Source organism: Agromyces molybdatiresistens (genome assembly GCF_052748445.2).
In genome coordinates this window covers 1,536,494-1,555,172 of sequence record NZ_CM188258.1, presented here as the reverse complement: position 1 = coordinate 1,555,172, position 18,679 = coordinate 1,536,494, and the positions used below count along the sequence as shown (strand labels likewise).

The 18,679-nt window shown below is 72.8% G+C and carries 19 protein-coding genes; 2 read left to right on the top strand and 17 right to left on the bottom strand.

Annotation, left to right across the window (positions count from 1 at the left end; genetic code table 11):
- Window positions 1-78: 78 nt before the first annotated feature.
- From ACULK2_RS07060 to ACULK2_RS06995, 14 genes are all read right to left on the bottom strand, one after another.
- Complete coding sequence (locus ACULK2_RS07060; protein ID WP_445969235.1) at window positions 79-1,122, bottom strand: YihY/virulence factor BrkB family protein; 1,044 nt, start codon at window positions 1,120-1,122, stop codon at window positions 79-81.
- 141 nt (window positions 1,123-1,263) lie between these two features.
- Window positions 1,264-1,998: a hypothetical protein gene (locus ACULK2_RS07055; RefSeq protein ID WP_445969236.1), complete on the bottom strand. Its 735-nt coding sequence runs from the start codon at window positions 1,996-1,998 to the stop codon at window positions 1,264-1,266.
- A gap of 106 nt (window positions 1,999-2,104) precedes the next feature.
- A complete protein-coding gene (locus ACULK2_RS07050; protein ID WP_445969237.1) occupies window positions 2,105-3,184 on the bottom strand; it encodes an alpha/beta fold hydrolase in 1,080 nt (359 codons plus the stop codon).
- A 45-nt stretch (window positions 3,185-3,229) separates the two neighbouring features.
- Window positions 3,230-3,886, bottom strand: coding sequence for a CoA transferase subunit B (locus ACULK2_RS07045; RefSeq protein WP_445969238.1), 657 nt, complete (start codon window positions 3,884-3,886; stop codon window positions 3,230-3,232).
- Window position 3,887: 1 nt separating this feature from the next.
- A complete protein-coding gene (locus ACULK2_RS07040) occupies window positions 3,888-4,679 on the bottom strand; it encodes a CoA transferase subunit A (protein WP_445969239.1) in 792 nt (263 codons plus the stop codon).
- 33 nt (window positions 4,680-4,712) lie between these two features.
- On the bottom strand, window positions 4,713-5,654 hold the full coding sequence (locus ACULK2_RS07035; RefSeq protein WP_445969240.1) for an alpha/beta fold hydrolase: 942 nt from the start codon (window positions 5,652-5,654) through the stop codon (window positions 4,713-4,715).
- Entirely contained in the window at window positions 5,651-6,433 is a 783-nt protein-coding gene (locus ACULK2_RS07030) for a 3-hydroxybutyrate dehydrogenase (protein ID WP_445969241.1), read from the bottom strand. The genes ACULK2_RS07035 and ACULK2_RS07030 overlap by 4 nt, the downstream gene beginning before the upstream one ends.
- Window positions 6,430-7,092 carry a TetR/AcrR family transcriptional regulator gene (locus ACULK2_RS07025; RefSeq protein WP_445969242.1) on the bottom strand — a complete coding sequence of 221 codons (663 nt, stop codon included), beginning with the start codon at window positions 7,090-7,092 and terminating at the stop codon, window positions 6,430-6,432. Before ACULK2_RS07025 ends, ACULK2_RS07030 begins: the two co-directional genes overlap by 4 nt.
- Window positions 7,089-8,708, bottom strand: coding sequence for a class I adenylate-forming enzyme family protein (locus ACULK2_RS07020; protein WP_445969243.1), 1,620 nt, complete (start codon window positions 8,706-8,708; stop codon window positions 7,089-7,091). Before ACULK2_RS07020 ends, ACULK2_RS07025 begins: the two co-directional genes overlap by 4 nt.
- Window positions 8,701-9,792, bottom strand: a complete 1,092-nt coding sequence (locus ACULK2_RS07015) for a branched-chain amino acid ABC transporter permease (RefSeq protein WP_445969244.1) — start codon at window positions 9,790-9,792, stop codon at window positions 8,701-8,703. Before ACULK2_RS07015 ends, ACULK2_RS07020 begins: the two co-directional genes overlap by 8 nt.
- Window positions 9,789-10,664, bottom strand: a complete 876-nt coding sequence (locus ACULK2_RS07010; RefSeq protein ID WP_445969245.1) for a branched-chain amino acid ABC transporter permease — start codon at window positions 10,662-10,664, stop codon at window positions 9,789-9,791. The genes ACULK2_RS07015 and ACULK2_RS07010 overlap by 4 nt, the downstream gene beginning before the upstream one ends.
- Window positions 10,664-11,392, bottom strand: a complete 729-nt coding sequence (locus tag ACULK2_RS07005; protein ID WP_445969246.1) for an ABC transporter ATP-binding protein — start codon at window positions 11,390-11,392, stop codon at window positions 10,664-10,666. The genes ACULK2_RS07010 and ACULK2_RS07005 overlap by 1 nt, the downstream gene beginning before the upstream one ends.
- Window positions 11,389-12,144 carry an ABC transporter ATP-binding protein gene (locus tag ACULK2_RS07000; protein WP_445969247.1) on the bottom strand — a complete coding sequence of 252 codons (756 nt, stop codon included), beginning with the start codon at window positions 12,142-12,144 and terminating at the stop codon, window positions 11,389-11,391. Before ACULK2_RS07000 ends, ACULK2_RS07005 begins: the two co-directional genes overlap by 4 nt.
- A 50-nt stretch (window positions 12,145-12,194) precedes the next feature.
- Window positions 12,195-13,391, bottom strand: a complete 1,197-nt coding sequence (locus ACULK2_RS06995; RefSeq protein WP_445969248.1) for a substrate-binding domain-containing protein — start codon at window positions 13,389-13,391, stop codon at window positions 12,195-12,197.
- 153 nt (window positions 13,392-13,544) lie between these two features.
- Between ACULK2_RS06995 and ACULK2_RS06990 the strand changes: the two genes are divergently transcribed.
- Together ACULK2_RS06990 and ACULK2_RS06985 are read left to right on the top strand one after the other, a co-directional pair.
- On the top strand, window positions 13,545-14,729 hold the full coding sequence (locus ACULK2_RS06990; RefSeq protein WP_445969249.1) for an acetyl-CoA C-acetyltransferase: 1,185 nt from the start codon (window positions 13,545-13,547) through the stop codon (window positions 14,727-14,729).
- 90 nt (window positions 14,730-14,819) lie between these two features.
- Entirely contained in the window at window positions 14,820-16,124 is a 1,305-nt protein-coding gene (locus ACULK2_RS06985; RefSeq protein ID WP_445969250.1) for a low temperature requirement protein A, read from the top strand.
- A 144-nt stretch (window positions 16,125-16,268) separates the two neighbouring features.
- Here the strand turns inward: ACULK2_RS06985 and ACULK2_RS06980 are convergent, their stop codons facing one another.
- The 3 genes from ACULK2_RS06980 to ACULK2_RS06970 all read right to left on the bottom strand — a co-directional run bounded on the left by ACULK2_RS06980 (window position 16,269) and on the right by ACULK2_RS06970 (window position 18,532).
- Window positions 16,269-16,559, bottom strand: a complete 291-nt coding sequence (locus ACULK2_RS06980; protein ID WP_445969251.1) for an SHOCT domain-containing protein — start codon at window positions 16,557-16,559, stop codon at window positions 16,269-16,271.
- Window positions 16,560-16,694: 135 nt separating this feature from the next.
- A complete protein-coding gene (locus tag ACULK2_RS06975) occupies window positions 16,695-17,357 on the bottom strand; it encodes a response regulator (RefSeq protein WP_445969252.1) in 663 nt (220 codons plus the stop codon).
- Window positions 17,354-18,532 carry a sensor histidine kinase gene (locus tag ACULK2_RS06970; RefSeq protein WP_445969253.1) on the bottom strand — a complete coding sequence of 393 codons (1,179 nt, stop codon included), beginning with the start codon at window positions 18,530-18,532 and terminating at the stop codon, window positions 17,354-17,356. Before ACULK2_RS06970 ends, ACULK2_RS06975 begins: the two co-directional genes overlap by 4 nt.
- Between the last annotated feature and the right edge of the window lie 147 nt (window positions 18,533-18,679).

Sequence of the window (18,679 nt, the reverse complement as noted above, 5' to 3'; positions counted from 1 at the left end):
AGTCTACGGCGGCGCCGCTGGGCGGCACCTCCATCGAACGGATGTCTCGCGGTCGCGCAGTCCCGCCCGGCGACGCTCTCAGCCGACGGCGTCGTCGTCGCCCGGGGTGTCGGCCTCCCGCCGGATAGCGCGCCCGAGCCGGCGGTCGCGCCATTCCGCCTCCTCCGTGCTCTCGAGCCGGCTGGTCTCGCGGCGGGGCAGGTTCATCCGCTCCTCGGCGGGGATGCCCGCCTGGAGTTGACGCGCACGCTCCAGTTCGGCGTTGAACTCCGCACCGAGCAGCAACGCGCTGTTCGAGATCCAGAGCCACAGCAGGAAGACCACGATGCCGGCGAGCGAGCCGTAGGTGCGGTCGTAGTTGGAGAAGTTCGCGACGTAGAGCGCGAACCCGGCCGAGGCGATGACGAGCAGGGCGATCGCGAGCAGTGCGCCGAGGCTGATCCAGCGGAAGCGAGGTTGCCGCACGTTCGGCGTCGCCTGGTACAGCAAGGCGACGACGAGCACGACCACGAAGGCGAGCAGCGGCCACTTGGCGACCTCCCACACCGTGCGGACGGATTCGCCGAGTCCCAGCAGCGAGCCGAGGGCGTCCGTCACCGGTCCGGAGACGACGAGGATCGCGGCGACGATCGCGACGAGCAGGATCGCGGCGACGGTGAGGAGCAGCTGGTACGGGCGCAGCTTCCAGAACGGCCGCCCCTCCTCGACCTCGTAGATCCTGTTCATCGCGCGCGTGAAGGCTGCGATGTAGCCCGACGCCGACCAGAGGGCGATCGCGAGACCCGTGACGAAGCCGATACCGGCCGCCCGGGACCCGGCGAAGGTCCGCAGCGGCTCGGCGACGACGTCGAGGGCCGCACCCGGGGAGACCTGCTGCGCGAGGTCGAGCAGTTCGCGGATCGCCCGTCCGTCCTGCCCGATGAGCGCGAGCAGCGAGGTGACGGCGAGCAGACCCGGGAACAGCGCCAGCGTGCCCCAGAAGGTCAGGGCCGAGGCCGTGTCCACGCACTCGTCGTCGATGAACTCCCGGATGGTCCGACGCGCCACGTACCTCCACGCGCGCGGCGTGATCTCGGTGAGCCTGGCGGGCTTGCGCGGGTCGCGCGGATCCACCGGTTGCATGGCACCCCCCTCGGTCGGCGGTCCGACCCATCCTGCCCGGCGTCGGCCGCATCGCGCGAGGGGTGGCGCGCCGACGGCCCGCCACTGCGACCGGCGCCGCGACGTCCGGTCGCCGGCCCTCGCCGCCGAGGCGGGGCGCTCTCAGGCGCAGGCGTCCTCGAAGACCGGCATCGGCGCGCTGACCGACCCGATCGCCGCTTCGTCGGTGGTCGGATCGAACTCGACACTGACCTTCATCGTCGTGCCCGTGACCTGCGAATGACGATCCGGGACCTCGACGAAGTCCAGATAGGGACCGGAGCAGCCAGAGGCCACCGTGTGGATGTCGGGCTCCGCGATGAGCTCCGCCCAGGCGTCGCCGACGTGCCGACCGTCCGATGTGGCGAGGTCGATGCCGGACGCCTCCGCTGCGACGAGCCGCACCATGAACTCCGGTCGCGCGAGGGAGCGTTCGGTGTCGGCCCATTCGTCGACGTATCGCTGCTCCCACAGCTCGATGCCCTCCCAGCGGTGGACGGTCGTGGGCGGGAAGTGGCCGCTGCCCGGGAATTCCTCGGTCGTCGCCTCCTCCTCGAGGAGCGACGTGAGCGTCACGACCGCGTCGGCACTCGGTGCCAGGTAGTCCACGCCCACGACGACGGCCCCATCGGCATCGCGGAGCTCGAGGGATTCGGGCCGGATGACGGCGGCGACGACGGTCGTCAGCGGCTCCGGCTCGGCGGCCGGTTCCGTCGAGGCGGTCGGCTCCGGCGTCGGGGACGTCACCGTGATCGGGCCGACGGCGCATCCGCCCAGCATGAGCCCGACGACGACGACGGGCATGGCGAGCACCGCACGAAGGCTGGATCGACGGGCGAGGGGGTGGGTTCGGGACATCTTGGCTCCTGTCGGATGCGTGGCGGGGAACCGTTCACCGAGTATGGCAGCGGAGGCACGCCCACCAGCGCACCCCCGCGTCACGAAACGGTATCGACCCTCCGGATCAGGCGGCCGCGGTGCTCTCGCCGTCGAGCTGCGCGATGAGCTCGGCGACGAATCGCTCGGGCTCCTCGAGCAGTGGCGAGTGGCCGGATGCCGCGAACACCGCCTCGCGGTACGACCCGCCGCGTTCGGCGTAGCGCTCGAGCACCGCCCGTGTCTGCGCGATCATCGGCTGCGGCGGGGCCACCTCGGCGCCCGGCCATCCCGGGATGACGCCGAGCGCACCGAGGTTGTTGAGGTCGAACAACGACGTGTCGGAGACGATGACGTCGTTCGCGCCGCGGATCCAGAGGATCGGAGGCTTCGCGGGGAGGTCGACGATGCCGCTCACATCGAAGCGGGTCGGCGCCATCGTGTTCAGCACGCCACGGTCGCCCGGCGCGAACCCCGGCCAGTTCTCCGAGGCCCGCGAGTCGCCCGGGTAGTTGCCCTCGCCGATCGCGGTCGTGAGCATCGACTCGACCCAGAGGTCGTCGTGCTCGGAGGTGAAGCCGGGCGTCACGTACGTGCCCAGGTAGACCGAGCGCGGCGACGACGGTGCGTCGGCACTGCGGTCGCCGTCGCGCAGCCGGGCGATGAAGTCGGGGTTCGCTCCCCCGCCGCCCGAGCCGGCCGCGTCCGCCGTGAGCAGCTCTCCCGTGGCATCCGTCGCCCCGAAGCCGTAGGGCGAGACGGGGTTCACGAGCGTGACGGACGCCACGGACAGCTCGTGCTCGAGCAGCGCCTGCAGCACGACGCCGCCGCCCATGCTCCAGCCCACGAGGTGGACGTCGGCGAGGCCGACCTCGGCGATCGCCGACGCGAGGTCCTCGGCGAAGTCGCCGAGACCGCGCGCGGCGTCGACGGGGAGCACCTCGCTGCCGCCGAAGCCGCGGAGGTCCACGGCGAGCGCGCGCACGTCTCCCGGGAGCGCGAGCATCGTGGGCTGCCAGAACAGCGATGACGACACGTTTCCGTGGACGAACAGCACGGTGCGTGCCGCGCCGGCCGCCGCATCGGCGGGCCGTTCGAGCACCTGGGCGGTGTAGCGCGGCGTGGTCACCGAGAGTGCGGTGATGCCGGGGAGGATGGTGTCGACCATGACGGATCCTTTCGCGGGGTGGGTCTCGAGAGGGCCCTGGCGGGCCTACTCGACCGCCGGGGCTGCGACGGCGCCGGTGTCGAGCGGGGGCTGCGTCTTCTGCACGACCTCGTCGACGGTGACGCCGGGGGCGACCTCGACGAGCCTCAGGCCGTCGGGCGTCACATCGATGACCGCGAGGTCGGTGATGATCCGGTCGACGACGCCCCTGCCGGTCAGCGGCAGCGAGCACGAGTCGACGATCTTCGGCGAGCCGTCCTTGGCGACGTGCTCCATCAGCACGATGCGGCGGCGGGCGCCGTGCACGAGGTCCATCGCGCCGCCGGGGCCCTTGACCATCTTGCCGGGGATCATCCAGTTCGCCAGGTCGCCGTCCTTCGACACCTGCATGGCGCCGAGGATGGCCGCGTCGACCTTGCCGCCGCGGATCATGCCGAAGCTCGTGGCCGAGTCGAAGTACGCCGCACCGGGCAGGACCGTGACGGTCTCCTTGCCGGCGTTGATGAGGTCGGGGTCGACCTGGTCCTCGGTCGGGTACGGGCCGACGCCGAGGATGCCGTTCTCGGATTGCAGCACGACCGTCACCCCGTCGGGCACGTAGTTCGGCACGAGCGTCGGCAGGCCGATGCCGAGGTTCACGTACGAACCGTCGGCGAGCTCCTTCGCCGCGCGCGCGGCCATCTCCAGCCTGGTGAGCGCCATCTCAGTTCCCCTCCGCCGTCTCGTCGACCTGTCGCACGGTGCGCCGTTCGATCCGCTTCTCCACGTCCCGGCCGACCTCGACGATCCGGTCGACGAAGATGCCGGGCAGGTGCACCAGGTCCGGGTCGATCTCGCCGGGCTCGACGAGCTCCTCGACCTCGGCGATGCAGATCCGGCCGGCCATCGCCGCGAGCGGCGAGAAGTTCCGGGCCGACTTGTCGAAGACGAGGTTGCCGTGCCGGTCGCCCTTCAGCGCGTGCACGAGCGCGAAGTCGGTCGTGATGGCCTCCTCGAGCACGAACTCGTGCTCCTCGCCGCGCACCTGGAACGACTGCACGGGCTTGGGCTTCGAGGCGACCGCGATCGACCCGTCGGCGGCGTACTTCTGCGGCAGCCCGCCCTCTGCGACCTGCGTGCCGACGCCGGTCTGCGTGAAGAACGCGGCGATGCCCGCGCCGCCGGCACGCAGCTTCTCGGCGAGCGTGCCCTGCGGCGTCAGCTCGAGCTCGAGCTCGCCCGAGAGGTACTGCCGCTCGAACTCCTTGTTCTCGCCGACGTACGACGAGGTCATCTTGCGGATCAGCCCTGCGCCGAGCAGCACGCCGAGCCCCCAGTCGTCGACCCCGCAGTTGTTCGAGACGACCGACAGGTCGCCGACCTTCCGTTCGAGCAGTGCGTCGATCAGCACCATGGGGATGCCGCAGAGCCCGAACCCGCCCACGGCGAGCGACGCGCCGTCCGGGATGTCGGCGACCGCCTCAGCGGCCGATCCGACGGTCTTGTCCAGTGTCATCGTGTGACCTCCTCGTCAGCGACGGTGTTCGTGTCAGCGATGTCCGACGGATGCCGCGGCATCCGCCACGGCGAGCCGCGGCGCGAGCACCGCGGCGACCTGCGCGGCACCCGCATCCGTCATGACGATCGTGTAGTGGTTGAGCCCCGCGACCTCGGTGACGCGGAGCGCCGGCATCCGTTCTGCGAACGCCGCCACCCGTTCGCGAGGGTACAGGGCCTCCGGCTGGTCGAGGAGTCCTCGCTCGGCGCGGAGGAAGTCGACGGGCGCGGGCAGCGCGAGCAGGTCGTCCTCGTAGCCGTCGCTGCCGTCGAGCTCGAGCACGTTCTGCCCGACGGCCTCGGCGACCGACGAGGAGCGCAACTCCGGCTCGGCACCGACGAGGTCGTAGGCGACGTAGTCGGCGACGCGCTCGTCCCACGCGGGGCCGATCGCCGGGTGCGCCCTCCAGAAGTCGGCGTAGGCGTCGCCGTCGGCGAAGCGCATCTCGAGCCGGGCGATCGCCGGGCCGAGCACGGCCGCGGCGACCTCCTCGGGCGGCAGCCCGTCGGGGTGCGGGATCGGCAGCCCGCCGTCGACGAGCACCACGCCCGCCACGCGGTCGGGGTGCGCCGCCGCGAGCCGCACTGAGACGAACGCGCCCATCGAGTGGCCGACGACGAACGCGCGGTCGATGCCGAGCGCGTCGAGCAGTCGGACCTGATCGTCGGCATGGTCGCGGAGCGACCACGGACCGGGCAGGTGGGCCGAACGCCCGCGCCCGCGGAGGTCGGATGCCACGATCCGGCGCCCAGGCAGGGCGTCGGCGACGTGATGCCAGGCCCGGTGACTCGCGGTGATGCCGTGGACGGCGAGGAGCGGGGTGCCCGCGGCATCCGGTCGCCACTGGCCGCCCGCGAGCTCGCCGCCCCGCACGGGCGCGGAGCACGGGACGGGCGACGCGTGTCCGGCGGTGCCCGCCGCGGGGCCGGTCATCGGGCGCTCCATCCGCCGTCCATGGTGTAGCTCGCGCCGGTCACCATGCGGGCGTCGTCGCTCGCCAGCCACCCCACGAGGCTCGCGACCTCGACCGGCTCGACGAGTCGCTTGATGGCGGACTCCGTGAGCATGACCTTCTCGACGACGTCGGCCTCGGGGATCCCGTGCACCCTCGCCTGGTCGGCGATCTGCCGCTCGACGAGCGGCGTGCGCACGTAACCGGGGTTCACGCAGTTCGACGTGACACCGTGCGGGCCGCCCTCGAGCGCCGTGACCTTGGAGAGCCCCTCGAGGCCGTGCTTGGCCGAGACGTAGGCGGACTTGTACGGCGAGGCGCGCAGTCCGTGCACGCTCGAGAGGTTGATGACGCGCCCCCAGCCGCGCTCGTACATGCCGGGCAGCACCGCACGGATGAGCAGGAACGGCGCCTCGAGCATGATGCGGAGGATCAACGAGAACCGCTCGGGCTCGAACTCCTCGATCGGGCGCACGTGCTGGATGCCCGCGTTGTTGACCAGGATGTCGGCCTCGAGGCCGAGGTCCGCGAGCGCGGCCGTGTCGCCGAGGTCGACCTGCCAGGCCTCGCCGCCGATGCGATCCGCCGCCGCGGACGCCGCCTCGCCGTCGAGGTCGGCGATCGTGACGTGCGCGCCGGCCGCGGCGAACGCCTCCGCGCACGCGAGGCCGATGCCGCTCGCTCCCCCGGTGACGATCGCCCGCCGTCCGGCCAGTGCGGTCGATCCGGTCGGTGCCGTCGACCCGGTCGGTGCCGTCATGAGTCCTCCCCTTCGCTGCGGCGGTCGCCCCGTCCGAGGGCGCCGCCGATGAATCGCATCATCTCGTCGAGCACGTGCTCGGGCACCGCGTCGGTGCCCGACGCGGTCGGGTCGGCGTCATCGCCGGGCCCACCCTCGCCGTTGCCCCAGAGCACCCATCGCATGCCGATCATCTCCCCGATGCCCATGAGCGCCCACGCGGCCACGGTCGGGTCGATGTCCGAGATCTCGCCGCCCTCCTGCGCCTGCTTGAGCCCGTCGATGTAGCCCTCGACGATGCGCGTGTAGTGCAGGCGCAGCGCCCCCGGCGAGACGAACTCCGCCTCGCGGATCACCCGGTAGAGCGCCGGATGCTCGGCCGTGAACCGGAAGAACGCCGCGAAGCCCTCGCGCTCGGCCTCGAGGCGCGTGCGGGCACCTGCGGCGCCCGCGCTCATCGCCTGCCGCACCCGGTGGTTGAGGTCCTCGACGAGCTCGTCGAAGACGTCGAGCTTGGAGTCGAAGTACAGGTAGAACGTGCCCTGCCCGACGCCCGCGCGCTCGGTGATGCGCGAGACGGACGACTCGGTGTAGCCGTGCTCGGCGAACACGTGCTCGGCGGCCTCGAGGATCCGCCGGCGGGTCTGCTCGCCGCGCGCGGTGCGGGGCGCGGCGCTCATGCGCGGGCTCCGTCCGCCTGGCCGGAACCGGCGCCGGCACTCGCGCCGGCGACCGCGCCGCCCGCGCGGGGCGCGACGGCGTCGCGCGACTCCGCCACCGCCCGCGCCGCGAGCACCCGCCGGAGCGTCTTCGCCGCGGTGGATCGCGGGATCTCGTCGATGAAGCGGATGTCGCGCGGGACCTTGTAGCCCGCGAGCGAGCCCCTCGCGAACTCGGCGAGCTCGGCGGCATCCGTGATCGCACCGGGCCGGAGCACCACCCACGCCGAGCCCACCTCGCCCCAGCGCTCGTCGGGCACGCCGACGACCGCGACGTCGGCGACCGCGGGGTGCGCGATGAGGACCGACTCGACCTCCGCGGGCGACACGCCCTCGCCGCCCGAGATGTAGACGTCGGTCAGCCGGTCGACGATCGTGAAGTAGCCGTCGGCGTCGCGGCGCACGAGGTCGCCCGTGTGCAGTCGGCCGGTGCGGAGCGCCGCGGCCGTGGCATCCGGGTCGCGGAAGTAGCCCGCGAAGACGCCCGGACCCGAGACCAGGAGCTCGCCCTCGGCGGCGCCCTCGAGCAGTTCGCCGGTCGCCGGATCGGCGACCTCGACGTCGACGTGGGCGTACGGCAGGCCGGCCGAGCCGACGCGCTCGCGCGCCTCCCGGTCGGGCAGGCAGAGCACGTTCGGCGACGCCTCGGTGAGGCCGTAGCCCTGGGTCAGCGCGACGCCCCGGGCGTGCCAGGTGCGCAGCAGCGCCGGCGGCATCGGGGCGCCGCCCACGACCGCGTGGCCGAGGCTCGACAGGTCGGTGTGCGCGAAGTCGGGGTGCTGCGCGAGGAAGAGGTAGTTGGCGGGAACGCCCATCATGGTCGTGATGCCGTGCTCGGCGACGAGCCGCAGTACACGGCCCGGGTCGAACGTGCGCTCGAGCACCACGGTCGCGCCGGACCACCAGGCCAGCAGGGGCTGGATGTTCCAGCCGCCCACGTGGAACTGCGGCATGACCGAGAGCACCACGTCGTGCTCGGCGATCGCGATCGTCTTCGACAGCGACAGGTTCGTCCAGAAGCAGTTCGCGTGCGTGAGCATCGCGCCCTTGGGGCGGGAGGTCGTGCCCGACGTGAACACGATGAGCAGGGTGTCGTCGTCGCGCACCTCGGTGCGGGTCGCGGGCGCCTCGCCACGGGCGCCCGGGTGCGGCACGCGCTGCTCGACGCCGTGCGCGCCGAGCGGGGCGACCGGGATGCGCCGGGCGAGCCGCCCCAGCGTCGCCCGCGAGAGCGTCTGAAACTCGTCCTCGACGAGCAGCAGCACCGGGTCGGCAATCTCGAGCTGCTCGGAGAGCTCGCGCGGCGACAGGCGCCACGACAGCGGCACGAGCACGAGCCCGGCCTTCGCGCAGGCGAAGAAGAGCACGACGTGGTCGGCGCTGTTGCCCGTGATCGTGGCGACGCGGTCGCCGATCGCGAACCCGGCCGCCCGGAACGCCGCGGCGAGCCGTGCGGCGCGCTCGTCGAGCTCGCGGTAGGTCAGCGCCACGCCCCGGTCGTCGACCGCGACCGCGTCGGGGGCGGTGCGGGCTCGGTCCGAGGTCCAGCGCCCCAGCGTGCAGGGCCCGTCAGGCATCGACGGCCTCCTCCGGCTCGATGGAGCGGTCCTGCCGGCGACCCGTGGCGATGCGCGCCGGCAGCCCGGCGATGCCCCCCGGAAGGAACAGCACCACGAGCACGAACAGGGTGCCCAGGATGAAGAGCGGCTCGGACAGCGGAATCCGGAGGAGGTCGGGCAGGGCGGCGATCGCGTCCGACCCGGCGAGCGCCGTCAGGCGCTGGTCGAGCAGTGTGTAGACGATACCGCCCACGATCGCGCCCCAGCGTGCGCCCGCGCCGCCGAGCACGACGATGACGAGCAGCGTGAGCGTGAAGTCGGCCGTCGCGATGCGCGGCGCCGCCCCGGACTGCAGGAGCAGGTAGCCCATGCCCGCGACCGAGGCGAGCACCGATGCGGCGGCGAAGACCAGGAGCTTGACGTCGTAGGGCCGGATGCCGATGACGCGCACGCGCAGCTCGTTCTCGCGGATCGCCTCGGCGACGTGGCCCGCGCGGCTCCTCTCGACCCAGAGCACGATCAGGTAGACGAGCACGAGGATGCCGAGCGCGACCCAGTAGAGGTTGCGCGTGTCGACGACCCCGACGAGCGCCGGCGGCACGTGCGTGGTGTCGAGGGCGAGGCCCTCGTCGCCGCCGGTCGCACTGCCGGGGTTGCGGCGGATCAGCACCGACCCCGCCTGGGCGAACGCGAGGGTCACCATCGCGAACGAGATTCCCGTGACCCGGAGCGCGAGAGCGCCGACCGTCGCGGCGAGCACGAAGCCGAGCACGAGCGTCACGGCGATCGCCACCGTGAAGACGAGCGCGCTCGGCCACTCGGCCGGACCGAACGCCTCGAGGGTCATCGCGAGCCCGTAGGCGCCCGCGGCGAAGAACAGCGCGTGGCCGAACGAGAGGAGGCCGGCGAGGCCGAACATCATCCGGTAGGTGAGCGCGAGCGCGGCGATGAGCAGCGCGAAGGCGAGCAGCTGCAGCGTGCCCGGAGTGTAGGTCGGGCCGGGCAGCACGCCGGGGATGTCGATCGCGAGGAGCGGCAGGACGGCGAGGGCGACGACGAGCAGGATGCCGCCGATCAGCAGGCGGAGCGACTTGGCGGTCATGCGGCCTTCCCCATGAGTCCACGCGGGCGGATGAGCAGCACGGCGGCCAGGAGCACGACGACCACGAGGTCGCCGGTGCCGCCGAGGAAGAAGTTCGCGAACTGCTGCAGCACCGCCACGAGCACCGAGGCGATCGCGGCCCCCGTCAGCGAGCCGAGCCCGCCGATCACCGTGACGATGAACGCGAAGATGAGCAGCACCGAGCCGAGGTGGGCCGAGACGTAGCCGTAGTACACCGAGGCGAGGACGCCGCCGAGGCCTGCAGCCGCGCCGCCGATCGCGAAGACGAGCGTGAACGAGCGACGCACGTCGATGCCGAGGGCGGTGACCATGTGCCGGTTCTCGACGCCGGCGCGGATGATGAGCCCGTACCGGGTCCTCTTCAGGAAGACCACGATCCCGCCGAGCACCAGCGCGGCGCACGCGATGAGCACGAACCGGTCGTTCGGGATCCGCGCACCGAGGATCTCGGTGGTCTGCGTGAGCCACGCGGGCCGGTCGGTGTAGATCGGATCGGTGCCCCAGATGCCCTCGAAGAGGGCGACCGCGGCGAGCGAGATGCCGACCGTGACGAGCGCCTGCTCGATGTGCCGCTCGTAGAGCCTGCGGATGATGAGCACCTCGGTGAGCACCGCGACGGTCGCGCCGACGAGGATGCCGACGAGCGCCGAGATCGCGAGGCCGGTCCAGGTGCCGTCGGAGATCCGGCGCCCGGCCTCCCAGCCGAGGAACGCGGCGATGGTCAGGAAGGCGCCGTGCGCGAAGTTCAGCACGCCCATGAGGCCGTAGATGAGCGAGAGCCCGCTCGCGACGAGGAAGTACAGTGCGCCGAGCCCGAGGCCCGTGACGACGAGGAGGATCAGCGTGTCCATCAGGCGGCCTCCCGTTCGTCGTGCACGCCGAGGTATCGCTGCACGCGGTCGTGGTCGTCGAGGAGTTCCTCGGCGGTGCCGGTGAACACGACGCGGCCGGAGGAGAGCACCACCACGCGCTCGGCGAGGCGGCGGACGACGAGCAGGTTCTGCTCGACGAGGAGGATCGGGGCGGTGCGCGCGGCCTCGGCGAGCGCATCGGCGACCTCGTCGACGATGCGCGGGGCGAGACCCTTGGTCGGCTCGTCCACCAGCAGGAGCCGGTTGTCGTTGACGAGCGCGCGGGCCAGCGAGACCATCTGCTGCTGGCCGCCCGAGAGGGTGCCCGCTCGCTGCTCGCGCCGCGCCTCGATGTCGGGGAAGAGGGAGGCCACGAGCTCGCGCCGCGGAGCGCGGTCGCGCTCGGCGAGGCGCAGGTTCTCGGCGACGGTGAGCGAGCCGAAGACCTCGCGGTCCTCGGGCACGTAGGCGACGCCGCGCTGCACGATGCGGTGGGTCGGCATCCGGTCGATGCGCTCGCCCGCGAGGCGGACCTCGCCGGTGCGGTCGATGAGTCCGAGGATCGCCTTGATGGTCGACGTCTTGCCGACGCCGTTCCGGCCGAGGAGCGCCGTGACCCCGGTGGCCGGGACGTCGAACGAGACGTCCTCGACGACCTGCTGGCCGCCGATGCGGCCGGTGAGGTTGCGGACGCTGAGGATGGACTCGCCGGCGACGGGCGCGCTCATGCGGCGGTCCCGAGGTAGGCGGACTGGACGGTGGGGTTCGCCATGACGGCCTCCGGGGAATCTGCGGCGAGGAGCTCGCCGTGGTGCATGACGGCGACCCGGTCGGCGAGGCCGAGGACGACGTCCATGTGGTGCTCGACCATGAGCACGGTGCGCCCGCCGCGGTGGAGCCCGCGGACCACCTCGGTGAGCGCGGGGACGTCGGCCGAGCCGACGCCCGCCATGGGCTCGTCGAGGAGGATCACGCGGGGCTCCATCGCGATGAGCATCGCGATCTCGACCTTCCGCTTCTCGCCGTGCGACAGCCCCGAGGCGCCGGCGTCGGCCCGATGGGCCATGCCGACCTCCTCGAGCGCCGCGAGGGCGCGCCGGGTCGCGGCATCCGTGCGTCGGGGGGTCCGGAACACGGATGCCGCGCGGCCCTCGCGCGCCTGGGCGGCCAGCCGCACGTTCTCGAGGACGTCGAGCGCCGGGAAGAGGCTCGAGGTCTGGAACGTGCGGCCGAGGCCGGCCGCGGCGCGTCGGTGCACGGGGTGAGCGGTCACGTCGGCGCCCGCGAGACGCACGGCGCCCTCGGTGGGCCGGAGGACGCCGGAGACGACGTTGAAGAGCGTCGTCTTGCCGGCGCCGTTCGGGCCGATGACGCCGAGCATCTCGCCCTCGGGCACGGCGAGCGACACGTCCTTGAGGAGGTGCGCCCCGCCGATGCGGAGGGTGACGTGCTCGAGCTCGAGCGCCGCGTGGTCGGTCATGATCGCGAGTGCTTTCCGTTGCAGGTCGGGACGGGACGGTTGGGCCGGGGTCAGCCGGCGACCGGCGGGGCGACGGTCTCGGCGTCGACGGTCTCGATGAGCTCCGGCGCCCATCCGTCGGCGCCTTCGACGAGCTTGACCTGGTACATCGGCTGGATGAGGGCGTGGTCCTCCTCGCGCACGGTCACCTCGCCCTTGACCGACTCGAAGGTCCACCCCTCGAGCGCGTCGATCATGGCGTCGACGTCGTCGCCGCCCTCGCGGACGGCCTGCACGATCATCTGAGCGGCCACGAAGCCGTCGACCGAGAACAGGTCGGGCACGGCGCCCGCCTCCTCGAGGCCGGCGATCATCGCCTCCTCGATCTCGGTGCCCGCGGCGCCGCCGAAGTAGTGGTTGAGGAACGAGATGTTCCCCGATGCGTCGCCGTAGGCCTGGTAGGTGGCCACGTCCCCGAGGCCGGTGACGACGGGCGCGGCGTCGAACACGCCCTGCTGCTGCAGCGCGGTCCACATCGCGCCCGAGGACGCGCCCGCCCAGGCGACGAAGATCAGGTCGGGCTGCGCGTCGAGCAGCTGCTGCGCGAACGGGGTGAACTCGGTCGCGTCCTCGGCGACGAGCACGCCCTGCACCTCGGCGCCCTGGCCGCCGAGCACGGCCTCGACGCCCGCGAGGTTGCCCTGGCCGAACGCCGTGTCCTGTGCGAACACGACGACCTTCTTGCCGTCGGGGTCGCCGATGAACGTTCCGGCGGTCGCGACGTCCTGGTAGGTCTGGCGGCCGGAGCGGAAGGTGTAGTCGTTGACGCCGGTGATGGCGTCGGCGGCGGCCGGGCCCGAGATGTAGAGGATCTCGTTCTGCTCGGCCTGCTCGGCGAGCGAGGTCGCGATGCCCGAGACGACGGTGCCCGCGAGCACCTTCGTGCCCTGCCCGATGAGGTCCTTGGCCTTGGCGACCGCCGTGTCGGGGTTGCCCTGGTCGTCCTCCCACGTGATGTCGAGCTCGCGGCCGTCGACCTCGCCGGTGCCCTCCGTCGCGTAGTCGAGGCCGGCCTCGAAGCCGGCGGTGTAGGCCTCGCCGTAGGCGGCCAGCGGTCCGGTCTGGGACGTGATCATGCCGATCGCGACGGGAGCGGCGTCCGCGCCGTCCGCGTCGCCTCCCCCGGAGGTGGTCGGTGCGCAGCCGGCCAGGGTGATCGCCGCGGCGGCGACGAGCGCCGGCGCGAGGTACTTCGGTGTAACTCGCATGCTGTGAGCCTCTCTGAGTGACGACGGTGTCGCGAAACCTGACAGGTGGTTCAGGTCTCAGGAACGTACACTAGAGTCGAACGCGCACGACGCGCAACCCGAACCGGTGCGCCCACCCCGTGCACCGACCAGAGACGAAGGAGTCCCACCGTCATGAGCTTCCCCGACGTCGTCATCGTCGCCGGCGCCCGCACGCCGTTCGGCCGCATCGCCGGCAACCTCGGCAGCCGAACCGCCGTCGAACTCGGCACCGTCGCCATTCGCGGCGCCCTCGAGAAGGCCGGGGTCTCCCCCGACGACGTCGACGCCGTGATCATGGGCCAGGTGCTGCAGGCGGGCGCCGGCCAGAACCCGGCGAAGCAGTCCGCCGTGGCCGCAGGCATCCCGTGGCGTGTGCCCGCGATCACCCTGAACAAGGTGTGCCTGTCGGGCCTCGTTGCCGTGACGGATGCCGCGCGGCTGATCCGGCTCGGCGAGGCCGAGGTCGTCGTCGCCGGCGGCCAGGAGTCGATGACGAACGCGCCGCACGTGCTCCCCGGGTCGCGGAAGGGACACCTGTACGGGTCGGTGGAGCTCCTCGACACGACCGCTCACGACGGCCTCACCGACGCGTTCGACCACGAGTCGATGGGCGCCTCGACCGAGCGCTTCAACGAGCGCTACGGCCTCGGTCGCACCGAGCAGGACGAGATCGCGGCCGGATCCCACGTGCGCGCGGGCCGGGCGCAGGCCGACGGGCTCTTCGACGACGAGATCGTTCCGGTCGAGATCCCGCAGCGCAAGGGCGACCCCGTCGTCGTCACGACCGACGAGGGCGTCCGCCCTGACTCGACCCCCGAGACGCTCGGCAGGCTGCGTCCCGCCTTCGCCGAGGGCGGCGCGATCACGGCGGGCAACTCCTCGCCGATCTCCGACGGTGCCGCGGCCGTCGTCGTCACCAGCCGCGCCTGGGCCGAGGAGCGCGGCCTGCCGTGGCTGGCGCTCGTCGGCGCATCCGGCCAGGTCGCCGGGCCCGACAACTCGCTGCACTCCCAGCCGTCCAACGCCATCGCCGCCGCGCTCGACCGGGCCGGATGGCAGGCGGGCGACCTCGACGTGGTCGAGATCAACGAGGCGTTCGCGGCGGTGTCGCTGCAGTCCATGAAGGACCTCTCGCTCGACCCGGAGAAGGTCAACATCCACGGCGGCGCGATCGCGCTCGGGCACCCGATCGGCGCCTCCGGCGCCCGTCTCGCGCTCCACGCGGCGCGCGAGCTCGCGCAGCGCGGCGGGGGGAGGGCCGCGGTCGCCCTCTGCGGCGGCGGCGGCCAGGGCGAGGCGCTGCTGCTCTCGCGCTGATCCGCACGCCACGCGGGCGGTGCCGCGCGCGTCGGGGCTGATGCAGAATGTCAGCACGACGCGGGCGCCCGCCCGCCGCGAGGGGAAGCGATGAGCGAGACGACCACGGACGACGCAGGCCACGCGACATCCGCACCGGCACGCCTCGACCACCGCCTGCGCCGGATGACGGGCCGCGACCCGGCTGAGCCGCATCGCAGCGCCACGCCGCTCGAGCTGTTCTTCGACCTCGTCTTCGTGGCCGCCTTCAGCGCAGCCGGGAGCCAGACCGCGCACCTGCTCGAACTCGGGCACTTCGCGGCCGCCACCGCGGGCTTCGTGTTCGCGGTCTTCGCCATCGCCTGGGCCTGGATCAACTTCACCTGGCTCGCATCGGCGTACGACAACGACGACGTGTTCTTCCGCGTCGCGACCATGGTCGTGATGATCGGCGTCATCGTGCTCGCCCTCGGGCTGCCGCAGGCGTTCCACTCGATCGACGAGGGCGGCGAGCTCGAGAACGGCGTCGTGGTGATCGGCTACGTCATCATGCGCGTGGCGGTCGTCGCGCTCTGGCTCCGTGCCGCCCGGCACGACCCGCCGCGGCGGCGCACCGCGCTGACCTACGCGGCGCTCGTCTCGACGGCCCAGGTGGGCTGGATCCTGCTGCTCCTGGTCAATCCGCCGCTGTCGACCGCCTTCGTCGTCTGGGGCCTGCTGGTCGCGTTCGAGATGGCCGGCCCGATGATCGCCGAGCGCGCGGGTCGCCGCACGCCGTGGCATCCGCATCACGTCGCCGAGCGCTACGGCCTGCTCGTCATCATCACGCTCGGCGAGATCGTGCTCGGCACCATCCTCGCCATCAGCGCGGTGGTCGAGGAGCAGGGCTGGGACGTCGAGGCCGTGCTCGTCACGGTCGGCGGCACCATGCTCGCCTTCGGGCTCTGGTGGGTGTACTTCATCATGCCGTCGGGCGCGGTGCTGGCACGGCACCGCGAGCGGGGCTTCCGGTGGGGCTACGGCCACCTCGTGATCTTCGGCTCGCTCGCCGCGACCGGCGCGGGTCTGCACGTCGCGGCCTACGTCATCGAGGGCCAGGCGCACATCGACGACACGACCGCCCTGCTCACGGTCGTGCTGCCGGTGGCCGTGTTCTCCACCGCGCTCTTCACGATCTACACGGCGTTGCTGGAGGAGTTCGACCCGTTCCACATCCTGCTCTTCGTCGGCAGCCTGCTGCCGCTCATCGGCGCGGTCATGGCCGTCTCCGCGGGCGCGAGCATCGGCACGGGCATCGTGATCACGTCGCTCTCGCCGATCGTCGTGGTCGTCGGGTACGAGACGATCGGCCACCGGCACCAGGCCGACGCGCTCGCGCGCGCCCTCGCCGAGCAACCACGCACTCCCCGTGCATGAGGATCCGCATCACGGGGCCGCTCGGCGGCCCGTGAGGCGGATGCTCCTGCGAGCGTGGACACGAGCGGATGCCGCGGGCACGAGCCCCGCGGCATCCGCTCGAGCGGGTCGCCGGCGGGCGTCGCGAGCGAACGCCGGGAACCGCTAGCCGTTCGGCCGGTTGGCGCGCAGCACCTCGAGGCGCGCGCGGTACTCCGTCTCGTCGATGTCGCCCTGCGCGAAGCGCTCGGCGAGCGTCGACTCCGCGGACGCCGCTCGCGCCCAGGGCGGGCCGTCCGCGCCGCCCCACGCACGACGGCGGCGCGTGACCAGGAAGACGACGAGCCCGATCACGAGGATCCAGAGGATCGGGACGAACAGGAACGCCCATCCGAATCCGGCGCCCCACGGGCCGGCGTGGGCGGCCGCGGATGCGGCGGCGAGGGTGGTGAGCATGTCGGGACTCCTCATTCGTGCGACCCCGGTGCGGGCCGTCGATCACAGCCTCGCCGGGGCGGCGGCATCCGCACATCCGCCCGGGGGCGGCTCTCGGACTACTCCGGCGGGAGCACGGCCGGCGTGCGAGTCGCGTCACTGCCACCCGGGCGCGACGAGGCCCGTCTCGTACGCCACCACGACGAGCTGCACCCGATCGCGCGCGTGCAGCTTCGACATGATGCGCGAGACGTGGGTCTTCGCGGTCAGCGGGCTGAGCACCAGCCGTTCGGCGATCTCGTCGTTCGTGAGGCCGTGGCCCACGAGGCGCAGCACCTCGCGCTCGCGGTCGGTGAGCGCCGCGAGGCGGTCGGCGCCCGGCGCCTCGCGGAGGCCCACGGCCATCCGCTCGAGCAGGCGCCGCGTCACCCCGGGCGAGAGGAGCGCGTCGCCGTCCGCGACCACGCGGACCGCCCGGATGAGGTCGACCGGCTCCGTGTCCTTCACGAGGAATCCGCTGGCTCCCGCCCTGACGGCCCGGGCGACGTAGTCGTCGAGCTCGAAGGTCGTGACGACCACGACGTGCACGCCCGCGAGCGCCGGATCGGCGGCGATCTGCTCGGTCGCCCAGAGGCCGTCGCCGCCCGGCATGCGGATGTCCATGAGCACGACGTCGACCGGCTCCGAGCGCACGAGTGCGAGCAGCTGCTCCCCCGTCGACGCCTCGCCGACGACGGCGACGTCGGGCTCGGCCTCGAGCAGCGCACGGAACCCGGCGCGGACCAGCACCTGGTCGTCGGCGAGCGCGACGCGGATCACGCGCCGGCTCCCCACGGCAGCCGGGCGGTCACACGCGTACCGCCGCGCGGCGACCGGTCGACGTCGACCGTGCCGCCGAGCAGCGCCGCACGCTCGCGCATTCCGAGGATGCCGCTGCCCTCTTCGGCGCCCTGTGCACCGCGCCCGTCGTCGTCGACCGTGAGCAGCAGGTCGTCGCCGAGCCGCTCGACGACCACGACCGCGTGCGACGCCTCGGCGTGCCGAACGACGTTGGTGAGGGCCTCCTGGGCGATGCGGTAGGCCGCGAACTGCACGGCGCGGCCCGGCGCGGCATCCAGGCGGTCGACCAGCTCGGCCTCGAAACCCGGCGCCGCCACCCCTGCGACGAGGCGTGGCAGCTCGGCCAGGTCGGCCTGCGGCACCAGCGGCGCCCCGGCCTCGCCGTCCGCACCGCCCCGGATGACGCCCAGGACGCTCCGCACCTCCTCCAGGGCGGTCTTCGAGGTCGCCTTCACGTTCTCGAGCGCGCTCCGCGCCTGACCGGGATCGCGGTCCATGAGGTGCAGGCCGACGCTCGCCTGCACGTTGATCTGCGAGAGCGCGTGCCCGATGACGTCGTGCAGTTCGCGGGCGATCCGGACCCGCTCGATCTCTTCGGCGGACTGCCGCCTGCGGGCCGCGTCGGCGCGGTACGCCGCCGCACGCTCGCGCCGAACGCGGACGAACGACCCGATGCCGAAGCAGGCCGCGAGCAGCAGCGTCGTGGCGGCGATGCGGATCGGATGCCACGTGGGGCCGAGGCTCGAGGCGAGCACGATCGCCGCGACCCACCCGGCCACGACCGAGACGATCGCCCACGCGAGTGCGCCGCGTGCGACCGCGAGCACGATGGCGAACGCGAGCGCGACGTACGGCGGTCCGACGTCGGGCGGTGCGAGCAGGTCGGCGAGCGCGAGCGCCGTGACCACCGCGACGGTCGGTCCCGGCGCACGCCGCGCGCCGAGCAACGCGAGCGGACCGGCGAGCGCGAGGCCGACGTGCAGCAGCTCGAGACTCGTGGGCAGACGCATCCAGACCGCGATCGCGATGGCGGCCGGGACCTGCACGATCGCGCTGACGAGCACCGGGGCCACGAGGACGAACGTCGGCGAGGGCCGGAAGCGTTCGGGTCGTCCGCCCCACGGGGCGGCGCCGTCCCAGGTCGGCGCGGGCATCTCCCGATCGTATCGCCGGGCCGGTCGGCGGGGATCGAGCCGAGGATGCGACCCGGCATACTCCCCCGGGAGTACGCGAGAGGCGACCGCGCGTGCATGAGGATCCGCCGGATGCCGTGCGCCGCGGCGCCATGCGTCGGATTCCCA

Bases quoted from the DNA above. Each gene is read 5' to 3' on its own strand.
- ACULK2_RS07050 (WP_445969237.1), bottom strand. From the start codon at position 3,184: ATGGTCGACACCATCCTCCCCGGCATCACCGCACTCTCGGTGACCACG.
- ACULK2_RS06985 (WP_445969250.1), top strand. From the start codon at position 14,820: ATGAGCGAGACGACCACGGACGACGCAGGCCACGCGACATCCGCACCG.
- ACULK2_RS06990 (WP_445969249.1), top strand. From the start codon at position 13,545: ATGAGCTTCCCCGACGTCGTCATCGTCGCCGGCGCCCGCACGCCGTTC.
- ACULK2_RS07005 (WP_445969246.1), bottom strand. From the start codon at position 11,392: ATGAGCGCGCCCGTCGCCGGCGAGTCCATCCTCAGCGTCCGCAACCTC.
- ACULK2_RS07015 (WP_445969244.1), bottom strand. From the start codon at position 9,792: ATGACCGCCAAGTCGCTCCGCCTGCTGATCGGCGGCATCCTGCTCGTC.
- ACULK2_RS07045 (WP_445969238.1), bottom strand. From the start codon at position 3,886: ATGGCGCTCACCAGGCTGGAGATGGCCGCGCGCGCGGCGAAGGAGCTC.
- ACULK2_RS07040 (WP_445969239.1), bottom strand. From the start codon at position 4,679: ATGACACTGGACAAGACCGTCGGATCGGCCGCTGAGGCGGTCGCCGAC.
- ACULK2_RS06995 (WP_445969248.1), bottom strand. From the start codon at position 13,391: ATGCGAGTTACACCGAAGTACCTCGCGCCGGCGCTCGTCGCCGCCGCG.
- ACULK2_RS07030 (WP_445969241.1), bottom strand. From the start codon at position 6,433: ATGACGGCACCGACCGGGTCGACGGCACCGACCGGATCGACCGCACTG.
- ACULK2_RS07025 (WP_445969242.1), bottom strand. From the start codon at position 7,092: ATGAGCGCCGCGCCCCGCACCGCGCGCGGCGAGCAGACCCGCCGGCGG.
- ACULK2_RS07000 (WP_445969247.1), bottom strand. From the start codon at position 12,144: ATGACCGACCACGCGGCGCTCGAGCTCGAGCACGTCACCCTCCGCATC.
- ACULK2_RS07060 (WP_445969235.1), bottom strand. From the start codon at position 1,122: ATGCAACCGGTGGATCCGCGCGACCCGCGCAAGCCCGCCAGGCTCACC.
- ACULK2_RS07035 (WP_445969240.1), bottom strand. From the start codon at position 5,654: ATGACCGGCCCCGCGGCGGGCACCGCCGGACACGCGTCGCCCGTCCCG.
- ACULK2_RS06970 (WP_445969253.1), bottom strand. From the start codon at position 18,532: ATGCCCGCGCCGACCTGGGACGGCGCCGCCCCGTGGGGCGGACGACCC.
- ACULK2_RS06980 (WP_445969251.1), bottom strand. From the start codon at position 16,559: ATGCTCACCACCCTCGCCGCCGCATCCGCGGCCGCCCACGCCGGCCCG.
- ACULK2_RS07010 (WP_445969245.1), bottom strand. From the start codon at position 10,664: ATGGACACGCTGATCCTCCTCGTCGTCACGGGCCTCGGGCTCGGCGCA.
- ACULK2_RS07020 (WP_445969243.1), bottom strand. From the start codon at position 8,708: ATGCCTGACGGGCCCTGCACGCTGGGGCGCTGGACCTCGGACCGAGCC.
- ACULK2_RS07055 (WP_445969236.1), bottom strand. From the start codon at position 1,998: ATGTCCCGAACCCACCCCCTCGCCCGTCGATCCAGCCTTCGTGCGGTG.